At 60.2% G+C, this 19,129-nt stretch carries 18 protein-coding genes and 1 tRNA gene; 9 read left to right on the forward strand and 10 right to left on the reverse strand.

Annotated elements, in window-relative coordinates; genetic code table 11:
- Nucleotides 1-19: 19 nt before the first annotated feature.
- From tolR to nadA, 9 genes are all read left to right on the forward strand, one after another.
- On the forward strand, nt 20-472 hold the full coding sequence (tolR, locus tag AC1MDC_RS03520) for a protein TolR (RefSeq protein ID WP_162803534.1): 453 nt from the start codon (nt 20-22) through the stop codon (nt 470-472).
- The gene (gene tolA, locus AC1MDC_RS03525) at nt 472-1,551 is read left to right on the forward strand and encodes a cell envelope integrity protein TolA (protein WP_085697170.1); all 1,080 of its coding nucleotides are present in this window, start codon (nt 472-474) and stop codon (nt 1,549-1,551) included. The genes tolR and tolA overlap by 1 nt, the downstream gene beginning before the upstream one ends.
- Nucleotides 1,552-1,568: 17 nt before the next feature.
- Nucleotides 1,569-2,849, forward strand: coding sequence for a Tol-Pal system beta propeller repeat protein TolB (tolB, locus tag AC1MDC_RS03530; RefSeq protein ID WP_166742344.1), 1,281 nt, complete (start codon nt 1,569-1,571; stop codon nt 2,847-2,849).
- Nucleotides 2,850-2,901: 52 nt separating this feature from the next.
- Nucleotides 2,902-3,399 (forward strand): peptidoglycan-associated lipoprotein Pal, encoded by a 498-nt coding sequence (gene pal / locus AC1MDC_RS03535; protein WP_003178634.1) that lies wholly within the window; start codon nt 2,902-2,904, stop codon nt 3,397-3,399.
- Between the two features lie 6 nt (nt 3,400-3,405).
- On the forward strand, nt 3,406-4,245 hold the full coding sequence (gene ybgF, locus AC1MDC_RS03540; RefSeq protein WP_085701652.1) for a tol-pal system protein YbgF: 840 nt from the start codon (nt 3,406-3,408) through the stop codon (nt 4,243-4,245).
- A gap of 165 nt (nt 4,246-4,410) precedes the next feature.
- Nucleotides 4,411-5,058, forward strand: a complete 648-nt coding sequence (gene queE, locus AC1MDC_RS03545) for a 7-carboxy-7-deazaguanine synthase QueE (RefSeq protein ID WP_007951198.1) — start codon at nt 4,411-4,413, stop codon at nt 5,056-5,058.
- Between the two features lies 1 nt (nt 5,059).
- Nucleotides 5,060-5,752, forward strand: coding sequence for a 7-cyano-7-deazaguanine synthase QueC (gene queC / locus AC1MDC_RS03550; RefSeq protein WP_480392522.1), 693 nt, complete (start codon nt 5,060-5,062; stop codon nt 5,750-5,752).
- Nucleotides 5,753-5,815: 63 nt separating this feature from the next.
- Nucleotides 5,816-5,891, forward strand: a tRNA-Lys gene (locus AC1MDC_RS03555).
- Nucleotides 5,892-6,162: 271 nt separating this feature from the next.
- On the forward strand, nt 6,163-7,221 hold the full coding sequence (gene nadA, locus AC1MDC_RS03560) for a quinolinate synthase NadA (RefSeq protein ID WP_039766022.1): 1,059 nt from the start codon (nt 6,163-6,165) through the stop codon (nt 7,219-7,221).
- Between the two features lie 58 nt (nt 7,222-7,279).
- Here nadA and AC1MDC_RS03565 read toward each other — a convergent pair whose 3' ends face one another.
- The 10 genes from AC1MDC_RS03565 to AC1MDC_RS03610 all read right to left on the reverse strand — a co-directional run bounded on the left by AC1MDC_RS03565 (nt 7,280) and on the right by AC1MDC_RS03610 (nt 19,078).
- Complete coding sequence (locus AC1MDC_RS03565) at nt 7,280-7,768, reverse strand: RDD family protein (protein WP_085697167.1); 489 nt, start codon at nt 7,766-7,768, stop codon at nt 7,280-7,282.
- A gap of 97 nt (nt 7,769-7,865) precedes the next feature.
- Nucleotides 7,866-8,078 (reverse strand): cold-shock protein, encoded by a 213-nt coding sequence (locus AC1MDC_RS03570; RefSeq protein ID WP_011335634.1) that lies wholly within the window; start codon nt 8,076-8,078, stop codon nt 7,866-7,868.
- A gap of 405 nt (nt 8,079-8,483) precedes the next feature.
- Nucleotides 8,484-9,608: a glycine cleavage system aminomethyltransferase GcvT gene (gene gcvT / locus AC1MDC_RS03575; protein WP_085697166.1), complete on the reverse strand. Its 1,125-nt coding sequence runs from the start codon at nt 9,606-9,608 to the stop codon at nt 8,484-8,486.
- 116 nt (nt 9,609-9,724) lie between these two features.
- Nucleotides 9,725-11,101 (reverse strand): L-serine ammonia-lyase, encoded by a 1,377-nt coding sequence (locus AC1MDC_RS03580; RefSeq protein WP_480392523.1) that lies wholly within the window; start codon nt 11,099-11,101, stop codon nt 9,725-9,727.
- A 75-nt stretch (nt 11,102-11,176) separates the two neighbouring features.
- Nucleotides 11,177-14,029, reverse strand: coding sequence for an aminomethyl-transferring glycine dehydrogenase (gcvP, locus tag AC1MDC_RS03585; RefSeq protein ID WP_480392524.1), 2,853 nt, complete (start codon nt 14,027-14,029; stop codon nt 11,177-11,179).
- A gap of 10 nt (nt 14,030-14,039) precedes the next feature.
- Nucleotides 14,040-14,423 (reverse strand): glycine cleavage system protein GcvH, encoded by a 384-nt coding sequence (gene gcvH / locus AC1MDC_RS03590; RefSeq protein ID WP_007951190.1) that lies wholly within the window; start codon nt 14,421-14,423, stop codon nt 14,040-14,042.
- A gap of 450 nt (nt 14,424-14,873) precedes the next feature.
- Nucleotides 14,874-16,382, reverse strand: a complete 1,509-nt coding sequence (locus tag AC1MDC_RS03595; RefSeq protein WP_085697163.1) for a sigma-54-dependent transcriptional regulator — start codon at nt 16,380-16,382, stop codon at nt 14,874-14,876.
- Nucleotides 16,383-16,591: 209 nt separating this feature from the next.
- Nucleotides 16,592-16,954, reverse strand: coding sequence for a DUF5064 family protein (locus AC1MDC_RS03600; protein WP_085697162.1), 363 nt, complete (start codon nt 16,952-16,954; stop codon nt 16,592-16,594).
- Between the two features lie 62 nt (nt 16,955-17,016).
- Nucleotides 17,017-17,946, reverse strand: coding sequence for a carbamate kinase (gene arcC / locus AC1MDC_RS03605; protein WP_227233315.1), 930 nt, complete (start codon nt 17,944-17,946; stop codon nt 17,017-17,019).
- Between the two features lie 121 nt (nt 17,947-18,067).
- Nucleotides 18,068-19,078, reverse strand: coding sequence for an ornithine carbamoyltransferase (locus AC1MDC_RS03610; RefSeq protein WP_085697160.1), 1,011 nt, complete (start codon nt 19,076-19,078; stop codon nt 18,068-18,070).
- Nucleotides 19,079-19,129 lie beyond the last annotated feature (51 nt).

Below are 19,129 nucleotides of genomic sequence, written 5' to 3' on the forward strand. Positions count from 1 at the left end.
GTATTTCCCGATGGCTTTAATCACTCGAGCCCGACACAAGCGCAAGCCGGTCGCCGAGATGAACGTAGTGCCTTACATCGACGTGATGCTGGTGCTGCTGGTCATCTTCATGGTGACTGCGCCGATGCTCAATCAGGGCGTGAAGGTGGATCTGCCCAAGGTTTCCAGCGAAGCCTTGCCGCAGGACAACAACACCCAGGTGCTGACCATTTCGATCAAGGCTGACAAGACCTACTACTGGAACCTTGGCAGCGAAGTCGACACCGAGAAGCAACAGGACCGGGCCATGACCCTGCCACAGATGACCGACGCGGTGACCAAGATCATTCGCGCCGGCACTGAAGGCGGCAAGCGTACCCAGGTCTTCATCCGTGGCGACAAGTCCGTCGATTATGGCTCCGTCATGGGCGCCATGGGCGGGTTGCAGAAAGCCGGGGTCGGTAACGTTGGCTTGATCACCGAGGCGCCCTGATGCAGCAACAGCGAGAGCCGTCCGCCTCGGAAAGCTACTTCTGGCCCAGCGTCTGGGCGATTGGCTTGCACGTGCTGGTGTTCGGCATGCTGTTTGTCAGTTTCGCCATGACGCCTGAGCTGCCGCCGGCCAAGCCGATTGTCCAGGCGACCCTGTACCAGCTGAAATCGAAAAGTCAGGCGACCACCCAGACCAATCAGAAGATTGCGGGTGAGGCGAAGAAATCCGCCGCGCGCCAGACCGAAGTCGAGCAGATGGAGCAGAAAAAGGTCGAGCAGGAAGCGGTGAAAGCTGCGGAACAAAAGAAAGAAGAAGCGGCTCAAAAGGCCGAGGAAGCCAAGAAGGCCGATGAGGCGAAGAAAGCGAACGAGGCGAAGAAGGCTGATGAAGCCAAGAAAGCCGAAGACGCGAAGAAAGCCGCTGAGGCCAAGAAGGCAGAAGAGAAACAATTGGCTGATATAGCCAAGAAGAAAGCCGAAGAAGAAGCCAAGAAGGCTGCTGAAGAAGAGGCCAAGAAAGCGGCCGCTGAAGAAGCCAAGAAGAAGATCGTCGAAGACGCGAAAAAGAAAGCCGCCGAAGACGCCAAGAAGAAAGCTGAAGCTGAAGAGGCGAAGAAGAAAGTCGCCGAAGACGCGAAGAAGAAAGCTGCTGCCGATGCTGCGAAGAAGAAAGCGCAGGAAGCGGCACGTAAATCCGCCGAAGACAAAAAGGCTCAGGCCCTGGCAGATTTGCTTTCCGACACGCCGCAGCGCCAGCAGGCCTTGGCCGATGAGCAGGGCGATGAAGTCGCGGGCAGTTTCGATGACCTGATTCGTGCGCGGGCAGCGGAAGGCTGGGCACGTCCACCTTCGGCACGCAAAGGCATGACGGTTGTGCTGCAGATCGGCATGTTGCCGGACGGTACGGTGACTTCGGTCAGCGTGGCCAAGTCCAGTGGCGACGGTCCGTTCGATGCATCTGCAGTGGCAGCGGTCAAGAATATTGGACGTTTGACGGAAATGCAGGGAATGAAGCCGAGCGATTTCGCTCCGTATCGTTCATTCAAGATGACATTCACACCTGAGGATCTAGCCTTGTGAGAAACCTTCTTCGAGGAATGCTGGTCGTGATCTGCTGCATGGCAGGGATCGCGATGGCGGATGAAAAGAACATTCTGGTCACCAGTGGCAGTGATCGGGCGACTCCGATCGCCGTCGTGCCGTTCGGTTTCCAGGGCGGTGCCGTCCTGCCGGATGACATGGCTGAAATCATTGGTAACGATTTGCGCAACTCGGGCTACTACTCGCCGATTCCGAAGCAAAACATGATCAGCCAGCCAAGCCAGCCGAGCGAAATCATCTTCCGCGACTGGAAGGCGGTGGGCGCGCAATACATGATGGTCGGCAGCATCGTGCCGGCCGGCGGCCGTCTGCAGGTGCAGTGGGCTTTGTTCAACGTCGCCACCGAGCAGAAAGTGGCTGACGGCAGTGTGTCCGGCACCACCGAACAGCTGCGCGACATGGCGCACTACATCTCCGATCAGTCCTTCGAAAAACTGACCGGCATTAAAGGTGCATTCTCGACTCGCCTGCTGTACGTCACAGCCGAGCGTTTCTCCGAGAAGAACACCCGTTACACCCTGCAGCGCTCGGACTATGACGGCGCCCGCGCCGTGACCTTGCTGCAATCGCGTGAGCCGATCCTGTCGCCGCGTTTTGCACCGGACGGCAAGCGTATCGCCTACGTGTCGTTCGAGCAGAAGCGTCCGCGCATCTTCATGCAGAACATCGACACCGGTCGCCGCGAGCAGATCACCAACTTCGAAGGCCTGAACGGCGCGCCAGCCTGGTCGCCGGACGGCAATCGCCTGGCGTTCGTATTGTCGAAGGACGGTAACCCGGACATCTACGTGATGAACCTCGGTTCGCGTCAGATCACCCGCGTGACCGCAGGTCCTGGCATCAACACCGAACCGTACTGGGGCAAGGATGGCTCGACCATCTACTTCACCTCCGACCGTGGCGGCAAGCCGCAGATCTACAAGACCAGCGCCGGTGGCGGCGGTGCCGAGCGCGTGACGTTCGTGGGCAACTACAACGCCAACCCCAAGCTTTCGGCAGATGAAAAGACCCTGGTGATGATCCATCGTCAGGACGGTTTCACCAATTTCAAAGTGGCGGCCCAGGATTTGCAGCGCGGAAGTGTAAAAATCCTCACTGATAGCACTCTGGACGAGTCGCCTACTGTTGCGCCCAACGGCACCATGGTAATCTACGCCACCCGCCAGCAGGGCCGGGGAGTCTTGATGCTCGTGTCCATTAATGGACGCGTGAGGCTCCCGCTTCCTACCGCTCAAGGCGAAGTCAGAGAACCGTCCTGGTCCCCTTACCTGAACTGACGCGGCGCTTTACGTTTTACTTAACACACTGGGGTTCATTAGGAGTTTCACGATGGAAATGCTGAAGTTTGGTAAATTTGCTGCGCTGGCTCTGGCCATGGCTGTAGCTGTAGGTTGCTCGTCCAAAGGCGGCGACAACGCCGGTGAAGGCGCTGTTGATCCAAACGCTGGTTACGGCGCAAACACTGGTGCAGTTGACGGTTCCCTGAGCGAAGAAGCTGCTCTGCGCGCAATCACCACCTTCTACTTCGAATACGACAGCTCGGACCTGAAGCCAGAAGCCATGCGCGCTCTGGACGTTCACGCCAAAGACCTGAAAGCAAACGGCGCTCGCGTTGTTCTGGAAGGCAACACCGACGAACGTGGTACTCGTGAGTACAACATGGCACTGGGCGAGCGTCGTGCGAAAGCCGTTCAGCGCTACCTGGTACTGCAAGGTGTTTCCCCAGCTCAGCTGGAACTGGTTTCCTACGGCGAAGAGCGTCCAGTTGCTACCGGCAACGACGAGCAGTCCTGGGCTCAAAACCGTCGCGTCGAACTGCGTAAGTAATTCGATATGCGAACGTGCCGTCGTGCTGTAACTGTTCTGGCTCTCAGCCTCGCGCCGCTTGCGGCGTGGGCTGCGGTTCCTGTGGTCGATGACAACTCCGGTTATAACAATAGCGGGAGCAGTTATCCGCCTGCAGGTTACGGTACGAACGGCGCCTATGCCGGGGGAGCGGCTTCGGCCCCTGCCTCGGCACAAGGCATGCTGTTCAACCAACTGCAACAAATGCAGGATCAACTGTCGCGCCAGCAAGGCGTGATCGAAGAACTGCAGAACCAGGTTTCGCGCATGAAACAGGAATCCCTGGAGCGATACCAGGATCTTGATCGGCGCATAGGGTCCGGCGTTGCACCTGCCGCGAATCCCGAGAATTCTTCTGCCGGTGGCGATGCAAGTGCTGCTGCCGGTGCCGCCGCTGGAGCCGGGGCCGCTGCTGCCGCCCAGGCACCTGCTGCGGGTGGCGAACCGGCTGATCCGGCCAAGGAAAAGCTGTATTACGATGCAGCTTTCGACCTGATCAAGGCCAAGGATTTCGACAAGGCCAGCCAGGCGTTTGCCGCTTTCCTGCGTAAGTACCCGAACAGCCAATACGCGGGCAACGCCCAGTACTGGCTGGGTGAAGTGAACCTGGCCAAGGGGGATCTGCAAGGCGCAGGTCAAGCTTTCGCCAAGGTTTCGCAGCTGTATCCCAAGCACGCCAAAGTGCCGGATTCGCTGTACAAGCTGGCTGACGTAGAACGCCGCCTCGGTCATACCGACAAGGTCAAAGGCATTCTGCAGCAGGTGGTGGCCCAGTATCCGGGCACATCCGCCGCTCAGTTGGCCCAGCGCGACTTGCAACGCATGTAACAGCGTTTGACCCGTTTGGAAGAAACCCGCGCTTGTCGCGGGTTTTTTCGTTAGAATTCACGCCCTTTTATGAAACACGCTTCTGGTGATCTACGCGTTGGCGGGGTTGCCTGAAGTGCCTGACGGAGGCGGACAGCCTGTTTAGCTGTTACGCCCGTGGCGACTATGCAAGACACATTGAGAATCACCGAAGTTTTCTACTCGTTGCAGGGGGAAACGCGGACTGCCGGGCTGCCCACGGTTTTTGTGCGCCTGACCGGTTGCCCATTGCGTTGCCAATACTGCGACAGCGCCTACGCATTCAGCGGTGGCACGATCCGCACCCTCGACGACATCCTCGAGCAAGTGGCCGGCTTTCGCCCGCGCTACGTCTGTGTCACTGGCGGTGAGCCGCTGGCTCAGCCCAACGCCATCCCTTTGCTCAAGCAATTGTGCGATGCCGGCTACGAAGTCTCGCTGGAAACCAGCGGCGCCCTCGACATCTCGGCGGTCGATCCGCGGGTCAGTCGGGTGGTCGACCTGAAGACGCCTGACTCCAAAGAAGCCCATCGCAACCGTTACGAGAACATCGAACTGCTGACGCCCAACGATCAGGTGAAGTTTGTCATCTGCTCGCGGGAGGACTATGACTGGGCGGTATCGAAGCTGATCCAGTACGGTCTCGAGCGACGTGCAGGTGAAGTGCTGTTTTCCCCAAGTCACCACGACCTGAATGCTCGGGATCTGGCGGACTGGGTGGTGGCGGATAACCTGCCAGTGCGCCTGCAACTGCAGCTGCATAAATATCTATGGAATGATGAGCCGGGGCGCTGAGATGACTGAACAACTGAATACTAGCCAAAAACGTGCGGTAATCCTGCTTTCGGGTGGGCTGGACTCGGCTACGGTCGTGGCGATGGCGCGCGCTGAAGGCTACGCCTGCTACACCATGAGTTTCGATTACGGTCAGCGTTCCCACGCTGAACTGCATGCTGCTGCTCGCGTTGCCCGCGATCTGGGTGTGGTCGAGCACAAGGTGATCGGCCTGAACCTGAACGGCATGGGGGGTTCGGCCTTGACCGACACCAGCATCGATATTCCGGAGGAGTTGGGCGAAGGCATTCCGGTGACCTACGTGCCGGCGCGCAACACGGTTTTCCTTTCGCTGGCCCTCGGCTGGGCTGAAGTGCTCGGCGCCCGTGACATCTTTATCGGCGTCAACGCAGTGGATTACTCCGGATACCCGGATTGCCGTCCCGAGTTCATCGAGTCGTTTGAGCGCATGGCCAATCTGGCGACCAAGGCTGGTGTGGAAGGCAATGGTTTCCGCATCCAGGCACCACTGCAGAACCTGAGCAAGGCGCAGATCGTCCAGGCTGGCGTGAAGCTGGGCGTCGATTACGCGCTGACCGTTTCCTGCTATCAGGCCGACGATGACGGCCGCGCTTGTGGCAAATGCGACAGCTGCCGACTGCGTGCAGAAGGCTTCGCGGCGGCCGGAATCAGCGACCCGACACCTTATTTTTGATTTTTTTCAAATTAGGTGTTGAATAGTCCTTAAAAATCAGTATTATACGCGCCACCACACAGCGGGTCGTTAGCTCAGTTGGTAGAGCAGTTGGCTTTTAACCAATTGGTCGTAGGTTCGAATCCCACACGACCCACCATTTTTGCTGTTTTTAAAAGTCTGGAAGGCCCACGAAAGTGAGGATTTCCGGATTTTTTTTTGCCTGCGATTCAGGCATCCCACCCTTCGTTTCTTCCCGCCGTGACGCAGGTCAGAATCATCTTTTGTATCACCGGGATATTCTGTAGCCTTGCGCAGCTCCAACGCTGTCCGTGCCTGATAATACTCACTTTCCCGGCGGTACCCTCAAGCGGTCCGGAGCCGGGTGTATACTCGACTTTCGCGCGAATGCGCCTGCAGGTCTTGCGAACATGACGCAGATTTCCGAACGCCTTCTGGTACAAGCCCACCTCGACGCCAAGCAGCCCAAGCCGCTGACGGCCGAGGAAGAGGCCTATTACCGTTCCGCCATCGCCGCCGAGCTCAAGGCTCAGGACGCGGTGCTGGTTGCCCACTTTTATTGCGATCCGATCATCCAGGCCCTCGCCGAAGAAACCGGCGGTTGCGTTTCCGACTCCCTGGAAATGGCCCGCTTCGGCAATGCCCATCCGGCCAAGACCGTGGTGGTCGCCGGCGTGAAATTCATGGGTGAGACCGCGAAGATTCTCAACCCTGAAAAACGCGTGCTGATGCCGACCCTGGAAGCGACCTGCTCGCTGGATCTGGGTTGCCCGGTGGACGAGTTCTCGGCGTTCTGCGATCAGCATCCGGAACGCACCGTGGTGGTGTATGCCAACACCTCGGCTGCCGTCAAAGCCCGGGCCGATTGGGTAGTGACCTCCAGCTGCGCACTGGAAATCGTCGAAAGCCTGATGGATAACGGCGAAACCATTATCTGGGGCCCGGACAAGCACCTGGGCACCTATATCCAGCGTCAGACCGGCGCCGACATGCTGCTGTGGGACGGTGCCTGCATCGTCCACGAAGAGTTCAAGTCCAAGCAGCTGGAAGACATGAAGGCGCTGTACCCGGACGCTGCCATTCTGGTGCACCCGGAGTCGCCGACCTCGGTGATCGAACTGGCGGACGCCGTCGGCTCCACCAGCCAGCTCATCGCCGCCGCTCAATCGCTGCCGAACAAGACCCTGATCGTCGCCACCGATCGCGGCATCTTCTACAAGATGCAGCAGCTGTGCCCTGACAAGGTCTTCATCGAAGCGCCAACCGCCGGTAACGGCGCGGCGTGCCGCAGTTGCGCACATTGCCCGTGGATGGCCATGAACACCCTTGAGCGCACCCTCAAGTGCCTGAAGGAAGGCTCGAACGAGATCTTCGTCGACCCGGCCCTGATCCCACAGGCGATCCGCCCGCTCAAGCGCATGCTCGATTTCACTCAGGCCGCGCGGATGAAGCTGGCCGGCAACGCCTGACTCTGAGCTGCAAACAAAAACGCCCCGATTGGATCGGGGCGTTTTTGCATCTGGAGGATTATTTGGTCTTTTTCGGGATTCGCACGAGCTGCGTGTCGGAGTAGATGTCATGCCAGGCGCGTTTCTGTTTGTCGAACAGCGACCAGAAGAACCCAAGGCCCAGGCACAGCCACGACGCAATCGATACCATGAACCGCAGCAACGCCTGCCACAGGCTGATCGCAGTGCCATCAGCGTTCTGCACGCGAATGCCCCAGACCTGCATGCCCAGGGTCTGCCCGGCGTGAGTCCAGAACTTGGCGAAGAAGCCGAACAGCACCAGCAGCAGCACTGTGGAGTACAGCGGATCGCCATCCAGCTGCCCGGCGTCAGTCAGAACCCGCAGACGCTCCTCGCCGATGATTGCCGCCTGAATCATCTTGTAGACGCCACCCGTCACGATCAGCAGGGCGGTGCACAACAGAAAGTCATAGAACATCGCTGCCAGACGACGACCCAGGCCGACGGTGGGGAAATCGCCCTGGGGAGTGAGCAGGTGTTTCGACATGGCAGCCTCTGGACGGAAAGTGAAGCGCCATTTTACGGATTTGCGCCCACAAAAAAGCCCCTGATATCAATATCAGGGGCTTTTTCGTAACAGAAAATCAGGCTTCTGCGATAACTTCGTCAGCCTGCATGCCTTTCTGGCCTTGCACTGCAACGAAGGTCACTTTCTGGCCTTCTTTCAGGCTCTTGAAGCCGTTGCCCTGAATGGCACGGAAATGCACGAACAGATCCGGACCGCTTTCTGGAGTGATAAAACCAAAACCTTTCTCGTCGTTAAACCACTTGACGGTACCGCTCTGACGTTGGGACATTTCTTATTTCCTTTGACGCAAAAATTGATGACAGTCTCTTCCTCATGAAAGAGTACTGGGGCTGGTTGCAGGAGAGTAAGAAGACGTCGAACGGGATGTAGCTAACTTGTAGGCTACTGCCCAGGTCACGATTCCAAGCTGACCCATGCAAACACAGTGGACAAACTCTACGCCAACTACGGGAGGAAAAACAAGCCCCGTGAAGACCCCGAGTTTCCTGCGCTTGCCGGCACTTTGGTAGGTCCACTAGACCGGCTTATACGATTAGCTCGTTCAATTGTTTTCGAACGTTATAAACCAAGTTCATATTCGAAACGAAAGTAAACTGAGTGCACTGTTTTATGGCGATTGCGTTACACATTAGTGCACGCATAACGCAATCGCGTTACTTATAGAAACAGTCAATCAACCGCGATAGTAGCGTTGTGGAACAAATGGCATTTTGCTTACAAGCAATGGCACCTTTTTCCCACGAACAATTGCCCAAACTGGCGTATCGAGTGCAACGTAGGCGCTGTCCAGGTAACCCATGGCCAACGGGCCGCCCAAGGTCGGGCCGAAGCCGCCGCTGCACACGCTGCCGACGATCTCGCCCGCTTCGTTGACGATCTCTGCACCTTCACGGACCGGCGTACGCTCTTGCGGCAGCAGGCCGACACGTTTGCGCTGAACACCATTGTGCTGTTGAGCGAAGACTTGCTCCGCGCCGGGGAAACCACCGGCGCGCGCACCGTCGGCACGCCGAGGCTTGGAGATTGCCCACAGCAGGCTGGCTTCGATCGGGGTGGTCTCGGTGTTCATGTCGTGGCCGTACAGGCACAGACCGGCTTCCAGGCGCAGCGAGTCACGGGCGCCGAGGCCGATGGCGGCGACTTCCGGTTCGGCCAGCAGGGCGCGGGCGAGTTTTTCCGCGTCGGCTGCCGGAACCGAGATTTCGAAACCGTCTTCACCGGTGTAGCCCGAACGGCTGACAAAGCAATCCACACCCAGCAGAGTCACGCGGGCGAATTGCATGAAAGTCATTTTCGCCACTTGCGGCGCCAGGCGTGCCAGTACGGTCACGGCGGCCGGGCCTTGCAGGGCGAGCAGGGCGCGTGCTTCGAAGAGCTCGGTAATGGTGCATTGATCGCCGATGTGTTTTTGCAGATGGGCCAGGTCCTGATCCTTGCACGCGGCGTTGACCACCAGGAACAGTTCGTCATTGCCCAGATTGGCAACCATCAGGTCGTCGAGGATGCCGCCGGTTTCGTTGGTGAACATCGCGTAGCGCTGCATGCCCACTGGCAGGTCGATGATGTCCACCGGTACCAGGGTCTCCAGAGCTTTGGCGGCATTGGCGCCGGTCAGGCGGATCTGGCCCATGTGCGAGACATCGAACAGCCCGGCCTGCTCACGGGTGTGCTGGTGTTCTTTCATCACGCCCAGCGGGTATTGCACCGGCATGTCGTAGCCGGCAAACGGCACCATGCGGGCGCCGAGTTCGATGTGCAGAGCGTGCAGCGGGGTTTTCGACAGTTGTTCGGTGGACATGCGTGACTCCTTGATTCACACCAACCCTATCCCGGAGGGAGAGGGAGCTCATTACGACCCTCTCCCGTCGGGAGAGGAAATTTATTCATCCCTTTCCCATAGGGAGAGGGCGTCTGTCAGCACTCGATAATGTTGACCGCCAGACCGCCACGGGCGGTCTCCTTGTATTTGCTTTTCATGTCGGCGCCGGTCTGGCGCATGGTGCGGATGACCTTGTCGAGGGAGACGAAGTGCTGCCCGTCTCCGCGCATGGCCATGCGCACGGCATTGATCGCCTTGACCGAGCCCATGGCGTTGCGCTCGATACACGGCACTTGCACCAGTCCGCCAATCGGGTCGCAGGTCAGGCCGAGGTTGTGTTCCATGCCGATTTCGGCAGCGTTTTCCACTTGCTGCACGCTGCCGCCGAGCACTTCGCACAACGCGCCGGCCGCCATCGAACAGGCCACACCGACCTCGCCCTGACAGCCGACTTCGGCGCCGGAAATCGAGGCGTTTTCCTTGTATAGAATGCCGATGGCCGCCGCAGTCAGCAGGAAACGCACCACGCCGTCATCGTTCGCGCCGGGAATGAAGCGCATGTAGTAATGCAATACGGCGGGAATAATCCCCGCCGCGCCGTTGGTCGGTGCCGTAACCACGCGCCCGCCATTGGCGTTTTCTTCGTTGACGGCGAGGGCGTAGAGGTTGACCCAGTCCAGCACCGACAGCGGGTCGCGCAGCGACGATTCCGGGTTCTTGCACAGTTGCCGGTGCAGCGCCGCCGCCCTCCGCTTGACCTTCAGGCCGCCTGGCAGGATGCCTTCGTTGCGACAGCCGGCAGCCACGCAGTCCTGCATCACTTGCCAGATCTTCAGCAGACCGGCGCGGGTTTCCGCTTCCGGGCGCCAGGCGCTTTCGTTGGTCAGCATCACCTGGCTGATCGACAGGCCATAGGTGGTGCAGTGACCGAGCAAGTCCTTGGCACTTTTGAACGGGAAGGTCAGCGGGGTGGCGTCCTCGACGATGCGGTCGGCACCGGCCGCATCTTCGTCGACCACAAAACCACCGCCGACCGAGTAGTACTCGCGGCTGCGGATCTGCAATCCCGCCGCATCGAAGGCACGGAAAATCATGCCGTTGGGATGATAGGCCAACGGCTTGCGGATCATTGCCAGGTGTTCTTTCTCGTTGAACGCAATGCTGTGTTCGCCGAGCAGGTTCAAACGCCCGTTGCCACGAATCTCCGAGAGACGGCCGGCGACGGTTTCAGTATCCACGGTGTCCGGGTGTTCACCTTCCAGGCCCAGCAGCACGGCCTTGTCGCTGCCGTGACCCTTGCCGGTGGCGCCGAGGGATCCATACAACTCGACCCTGACGCTGGTAGTGGCCGACAACAGGTTTTCCCGACGCAGGCCTTCGACGAAACGCGCAGCTGCGCGCATCGGGCCGACGGTGTGGGAGCTGGAGGGGCCGATGCCAATCTTGAACAGGTCGAACACGCTTAACGACATGGTTGTTCTCCGGTTTCTTGTTATAGGCACATCAGGCACGCATGAAAGGGGCGGGCGAACCCGCCCCCTCACAGGTCAAGCGTAGCTTTCGATCGACGGGCAGGCGCAGACCAGGTTACGGTCGCCGAACACGTTGTCGACGCGACCGACCGGCGGCCAGTACTTGCCTTCGATCAACGACGCCACCGGGTACACCGCTTGTTCGCGGCTGTACGGATGAGTCCACTCGCCGACCAGCTCGGCAGCCGTGTGCGGAGCGTTCTTCAGCGGGTTGTCGTCCTTGTCCAGAGTGCCGTTTTCCACTGCGCGGATTTCTTCGCGGATGCGGATCATGGCATCGCAGAAGCGATCCAGTTCTTCCTTGGATTCACTTTCGGTCGGCTCGATCATCAGCGTGCCGGCCACCGGGAACGACATGGTCGGGGCGTGGAAGCCGAAGTCGATCAGGCGCTTGGCGACGTCATCGACGCTGATGCCGCTGCTGTCTTTCAATGGACGCAGATCCAGGATGCACTCGTGCGCCACCAGACCGTTGCTGCCGGTGTACAGCACCGGGTAGTGCTCTTCCAGGCGACGGGAAATGTAGTTGGCATTGAGGATCGCCAGTTGCGAAGCGCGCTTGAGACCTGCGCCACCCATCATGCGAATGTACATCCAGGTGATCGGCAGAATGCTCGCGCTGCCGAACGGTGCTGCGCAGACCGCGCCTTCCTTGCGTTCCATGTGGCCGTGGCCCGGCAGGAACGGAGTCAGGTGCGATTTCACGCCGATCGGGCCGACGCCCGGACCGCCACCGCCGTGCGGGATGCAGAAGGTTTTGTGCAGGTTCAGGTGCGACACGTCGCCGCCGAACTTGCCCGGTGCGCAGAGGCCGACCATCGCGTTCATGTTGGCGCCGTCGATGTACACCTGGCCGCCGTTGTCATGAATGATGCCGCAGATTTCGCGGATGCCTTCTTCGAATACGCCGTGAGTCGACGGGTAAGTGATCATCAGCGCGGCGAGGTGTTCGCGGTGCTCGATGGCCTTGGCGCGCAGGTCTTCGATGTCCACGTTGCCACGGGCGTCGCAGGCGGTCACGACCACGCGCATGCCGGCCATGTTGGCGGTCGCCGGGTTGGTGCCGTGAGCGGACGACGGGATCAGGCAGATGTCGCGACGGTCTTCGCCACGGCTCTGGTGGTAGGCGCGGATTGCCAGCAGACCTGCGTACTCACCCTGGGAACCGGCGTTCGGTTGCAGGGAGATCGAGTCGTAACCGGTGGCGGCGCAGAGCATCGCTTCCAGTTCGTCGGTCAGTTGCTGGTAACCGGCGCTTTGCTCGGCCGGGGCGAACGGGTGCAGGGCGCCGAACTCGGCCCAGGTCACCGGAATCATTTCGCTGGCGGCGTTGAGTTTCATGGTGCACGAGCCCAGCGGGATCATGGTGCGATCGAGGGCCAGGTCCTTGTCCGCCAGCTTGCGCAGGTAGCGCATCAGCTCGGTTTCCGAGTGATAACGGTTGAACACAGGGTGGCTGAGGATCGGTGACTGGCGAACCAGCGCGGCAGGAATGGTGCATTGCGCGGCAGCGGCCAGAGCAGCGAAGTCCGGCAGGGTCTTGCCGTCGGCGAACAGGCCCCACAGGGTTTCGATATCAGCCTGGGTGGTGGTTTCGTCGACCGACAGGCCAAGACGCTGGGCATCGATCACGCGCAGGTTGATCTGTTGAGCGCGAGCCTTGTCGTGCAACGCAGCAGTTTGCGCGCCGGTGGCCAGGGTCAGTGTGTCGAAGAAGCTGACTTGCTCGACGGTCACGCCCAGGGCGCTCAGGCCCTTGGCCAGGATCGCGGTCAGGTGATGCACGCGGTTGGCGATCTGGGTCAAGCCTTTCGGGCCGTGGTACACGGCGTACATGCTGGCGATGTTGGCCAGCAGCACTTGTGCGGTGCAGATGTTCGACGTGGCCTTCTCGCGGCGGATATGTTGCTCGCGGGTCTGCATCGCCAGACGCAGGGCCGGCTTGCCGAAGCGGTCAACCGAGACACCGACCAGACGGCCCGGCATGTCGCGCTTGAACGCATCCTTGGTGGAGAAGTAAGCAGCGTGCGGGCCGCCGAAGCCCAGCGGTACGCCGAAGCGTTGGGCGCTGCCGATGGCCACGTCCGCGCCGAATTCGCCCGGTGGAGTCAGCAGGGTCAGGGCCAGCAGGTCGGCAGCCACGGCCACCAGAGCGTTGGCGGCGTGGAAGCGCTCGGTCAGTTCGCGGTAGTCGAACACATCACCGTTGCTGGCCGGGTATTGCAGCAGCGCGCCGAAGAAAGGCGTCACGTCGGTCAGTTCACGCTCATCGCCCACGACCACGTCGATGCCCAGCGGCTCGGCACGGGTGCGCAGCACGTCGAGGGTTTGCGGGTGGCTGTGGATCGAGGCGAAGAACTGGTTGCTGCCCTTGTTCTTGCTCAGGCGTTTGCAGAAGGTCATGGCTTCGGCAGCAGCGGTGGCTTCGTCGAGCAGGGAAGCGTTGGCGATCGGCAGACCGGTCAGGTCGCTGATCAGGGTCTGGAAGTTCAGCAGCGCTTCGAGACGGCCCTGGGAAATTTCTGGCTGATACGGGGTGTAAGCGGTGTACCAGGCCGGGTTTTCCAGCAGGTTGCGCAGGATCGGCGACGGCGTGTGGCAGTTGTAGTAGCCCTGACCGATGTAGGTCTTGAACAACTGGTTCTTGCCGGCGATGCCTTTGATCATTGCCAGGGCGTCGGCTTCGCTCAGGCCGTCGTCGAGGCCGAGCACGCTGGTGCCCTTGATGCTTTCCGGGATGACGCTGGCGCTCAGGGCTTCGAGCGAGTCGAAGCCGAGGCTGTTGAGCATGGCTTGCTCGTCACCGGCGCGCGGGCCGATGTGACGGGTGATGAATTCGTTGGCGGTGCCGAGATTAACTTGGGTCATGTCAGGTTCCTCAGGCTTCGGCTTGGGCTTTGATCAGGCGGTCGTAGGCGTCCTGATCCAGCAGCTTGGCGACGGCCGATGCGTCGGCCGGCTTGAAACGGAAGAACCAGCCTTCGCCCAGCGGATCTTCGTTGACCAGTTCAGGGCTGTCTTCCAGGGCCGGATTGGTGGCCAGGACTTCGCCGTCCAGTGGCATGTAAACGCCGCTGGCGGCTTTTACCGATTCCACGGTGGCGGCTTCGGCGCCTTTCTCGTACGCCTGCAATTCAGGCAGTTGCACGAACACCACGTCGCCCAAGGCGTTCTGCGCGAAAGCGGTGATGCCAACGGTGACAGAGCCATCGGCTTCGGCGCGCAGCCATTCGTGATCTTCAGTAAAACGCAACTCGCTCATGGAATCTCCTAGGGGCCAGACTCGTCTGGTGGACGCGGTGGAATACTCGGGCGGCAATGCCCTGATTTTATGAGCGGTTACTTAGCAAGAACGCGGCCAACGTAAAAATATCGTTATAAATCAATGAGTTGATATTTTTCCGATAGGCTTTGAGGGTGGGGCTTGTAGCGAAATCGCTACAGCTCGGGGCGAAGAAAAAAGCTGAAGCGGATCAAAGCCTTGCACGGCGGTGATCGGAGAAGGGTGTAGCGATATCGTTCCGCTGTAGCGCTTTCAGTACAGATGGAGGTCGCTTTTGGGCTGGGACCCTCAACTGGATGGAGAGCCGGCTAGATGGAAAACCCTGTGGGAGCGAGCTTGCTCGCGATGAGGGCGTGTCAGTCGACAGCTTTTTGGATGTCGCACCGCCATCGTGAGCAAGCTCGCTCCCACAGGGGATTTGCGGTCAGATCAGGGTTTGTTGGGAATGCCGTATTTGCGCAATCGGTGGGCGATCGCGGTGTGCGAGGTCTGCAGGCGGCTGGCCAGTTGGCGGGTCGAGGGGTAGCTGACGTAGAGCTTTTCCAGCAAGGATTTCTCGAATGCTTCCACGGCTTCTTCCAGGCTGTCGACGTCGCTGTCGGTCTGACGCGCCACGGAGGTGCCGGCGATGTCGAGGTCGCCGATGTCCACCAGACTGCTTTCGCAGATGGCCGCCGCGCGGAAGATCACGTTCTGCAATTGCCGCACGTTGCCCGGCCAGCGGTTGCCGAGCAGCGCCGGGTAAGTGCCCGGGGCGAGGCGGCAGACCGGGCGCTGGATCTGCGCGCAGGCCTGCTGCATGAAATAGCGCGCCAGCAGGAGAATGTCCTGGCCGCGTTCGCGCAGCGGCGGCACTTCGACGTTGAGCACGTTGAGGCGGTAGAAAAGGTCTTCGCGGAACAGGCCTTCGCTGACCATTTTTTCCAGGTCGCGATGGGTCGCGCTGAGAATCCGCACGTTGACCTTTACTTCGCGATCACCGCCGACCCGGCGGAAGCTGCCGTCATTGAGGAAGCGCAGCAGCTTGGCCTGCAAGTACGGCGACATCTCGCCGATCTCATCGAGGAATACCGTGCCCTGGTTGGCCAGTTCCATCAGCCCCGGTTTACCGCCGCGTTGTGCACCAGTGAAGGCACCGGGGGCGTAGCCGAACAGTTCGCTCTCGGCGAGGTTCTCCGGCAGGGCCGCGCAGTTCAGCGCCAGAAACGGTGCGTTGTGCCGGGCGCTGATGGCGTGACAGGCGCGGGCCACCAGTTCCTTGCCGGTACCGGTTTCGCCCTGGATCAGCAGCGGTGCATCGAGGGCCGCGACGCGTTGCGCGCGGGCCTTGAGGGTACGGATCGGCGGGGATTCGCCGAGCAGCGCATCGAAACCTTCGGCATGGTCGTGGTGCAGCGCCGAGAGTTGTTCGCCGATGCGGTTCGGCTGATACAGGGTGAGCAGGGCGCCGGCGTCGGTGATCGGCGTGGCGTCCAGCAACAGGGTCTGGCCGTTGACGGTGATTTCCCGCAGCGGCAGGCGGAAGCCCTGCTCCAGCAACGTTTCCAGCAGGAGCGGATCATTGAACAGTTCCGAAACGCTTTCGCCTGCCGGCTCGCGGCCGTACAAGGCGATCAGCGCCGGGTTGGCCAGCAGCACCTTGCCGGCGCTGTCCAGTGCCAGTACCGGGTCGGTCATTGCCGCGAGCAAGGCGTCGAGCTGCAAGTGCCGGCGCTGGCCGGGGAGAATGTCGACCACGGTCACTGCTTCTACGCCACGCACGCGAAACAGCGCATCTTTCAGTTCTTCGAGCACTTGCGGGCTCAAGGTCGGGGCGTCGATGTAGACGTTGGGCGGGATCATCTCCACCGCATCCAGATTGAGATTGCGTCCGCCGAGGATCGCCAGGACTTCCTGGGTGATGCCGACGCGGTCGATGAAGCTGACGTGGATACGCATGGGGTGGTTCTGGGTTCTGGAGTGCGGAGGGTGGCAAGTATGCCTTGGGGCGGGGAAATGGTGAAACCGGGCGCGTTCTTCCGCTGGCTACATACCCTTGTGGGAGCGAGCTTGCTCGCGAATGCGGTGTATCAGCAATGAAGATATGGACTGACAGAGCGCTTTCGCGAGCAAGCTCGCTCCCACAGGGGGTATGGGGTGAGTTCGAGTTACTCGAAATGCTCGAGATTGACCGGATCCCCGGATTGCATGTTCAACTGCTTGCGGATGTCTTCAAACATCAGGTCGTAATGCTTGTGCACCGAGCCGAGCTGGCTGTGGCTCTTGGGGATGCCGTACTTTTCAGCAATCTGCGTCACGTTGCGAGCGAAGTTGTAGGCTTCCTCCTTGGGCAGAAAGAACGGTTCGTTGACCTCTTTGCCCTGCATGCTGCCGTGAAGGGTGAACTGTATCCCTTTGCCTTTCTGAGGGTCGGTGAACACTTCATAGTCGAGGTGCACGTTGTAATTGACGTCATCGTCAGTCAACGCATGCCGCTCAATATGCAAATGACCGGGTTCGAACTGGGCCATGGTTTTCTCCTTTCAAGGCATGGGAGAAGGGCAGACCTGAGGTCTGCCCCCGGAGTCTCTTTTTATCGATAGGTGATGCCCGGCGCTGCCGTGCTGACCCGCGTACCGGCGGTGCCCTGGACGATGGCTTCGATGTCCGAGAGCGAACCGATCACCGCGACCTTGCCAGTATGGCGCGCAAATTCGCAAGCTGCCTGCACCTTCGGCCCCATGGAACCGGCGGCGAAACCCAGGCGGTCGAGTTCGTCCGGATGGGCCTGGGCGATGGCTTTCTCGGTCGGTTTCTTGAAGTCGACGTACGCCGCGTTGACGTCGGTGGCGATCACCAGCAAGTCCGCCTCCAATTGTTCGGCCAGCAGCGCCGAGCACAGGTCCTTGTCGATCACCGCTTCGATGCCTTGCAGCTTGCCATGAGCGCCATACATGGTCGGAATGCCGCCACCGCCGGCGCAGATCACGATGCTGCCCTTGTCCAGCAGCCATTTGATCGGGCGGATCTCGAAGATGCGCTTGGGTTTCGGGCTGGCCACCACGCGACGGTATTTGTCACCGTCGGCCTTGACCACCCAACCTTTCTCTTTGGCCAGGCGCTCGGCTTCTTCTTTGGCGTAGACCGGGCCGATGAATTTGGTCGGGTCTTTGAAGGCCGGATCTTTGGGATCGACTTCGACCTGGGTGAGCAGGGTGGCGAACGGCACTTCGAAGTCCAGCAGATTGCCCAGTTCCTGTTCGATGATGTAACCGATCATGCCTTCGGTTTCGGCACCGAGCACGTCCAGAGGGTAGGCTTCATCGGGTTTATAGGAGAGGCCCTGCAGCGACAGCAGGCCGACTTGCGGGCCATTGCCGTGGGCGATGACCAGTTGATTGCCGGAGTGAATCTTGGCGATTTGCTCGGTGGCGATGCGGATGTTGGCGCGCTGGTTGTCAGCGGTCATCGGCTCACCACGGCGGAGCAGGGCGTTACCGCCCAGAGCTACGACGATACGCATGGTGCATGTCCTTTTCGTGTTGATCGCTGATCGTTCCCACGCTCCCGCGTGGGAATGCATCCCGTGACGCTCTGCGTCACAGCGGACGCGGAGCGTGGGAACGATCAGTGCCAAAGCCGGGTTACAGATCAGCCAGAGTCGACACCAGAATCGCCTTGATGGTGTGCATGCGGTTTTCCGCTTGCTCGAAGGCGATGCAGGCAGGCGACTCGAACACGTCGTCGGTCACTTCGATGCCGTTGGCCAGGTGCGGATACTGCTCGGCGATCTGTTTGCCGACCTTGGTATCGCTGTTATGGAACGCCGGCAGGCAGTGCATGAACTTGGTGCGCGGGTTGCCGGTGGCTTTCATCAGCTCGGCGTTGACCTGATACGGCAGCAGTTGCTTGATCCGCTCGGCCCAGGCTTCAACCGGCTCGCCCATCGATACCCAGACGTCGGTGTGGATGAAATCCACGCCCTTGACCGCCGCTTTCGGGTCTTCGGTCAGGGTGATGCGAGCGCCGCTTTCCTCTGCGTATTGCTTGCAGCGATCGACCAGGTCATCGTGCGGCCACAGGGCTTTCGGCGCGCAGATGCGCACGTCCATACCCAGTTTGGAGCCGACCAGCAGCAGCGAGTTGCCCATGTTGTTGCGCGCGTCGCCCAGGTAGGCATAGCTGATTTCGTGGATCGGCTTGTCGGCGTGCTCACGCATGGTCAGCACGTCGGCGATCATCTGGGTCGGGTGATATTCATCGGTCAGGCCGTTGAACACCGGCACGCCGGCGAACTTGGCCAGTTCTTCGACGATTTCCTGCTTGAAGCCACGGTACTCGATGGCGTCGTACATGCGACCCAGCACGCGGGCTGTGTCCTTCATGCTTTCCTTGTGGCCGATCTGCGAAGAGTTCGGATCGATGTAGGTGACGTTGGCGCCCTGGTCATAGGCGGCGACTTCGAACGCGCAGCGGGTGCGGGTCGAGGTTTTTTCGAAGATCAGGGCAATGTTGTTGCCCTTGAGGTGTTGCTGCTCGGTGCCGGTGTACTTGGCGCGCTTGAGGTCGCGGGACAGGTCGAGCAGGTAGCGCAGCTCACGTGGGGTGTGGTGTTCCAGGCTGAGCAGGTTACGGTTGTGAATGTTGAACGCCATGATGATTCTCCTTGGATTCGGTAATCGGCCCGGCCGCGACAGGGTCAGTGC

Source organism: Pseudomonas sp. 1 (assembly GCF_056626735.1).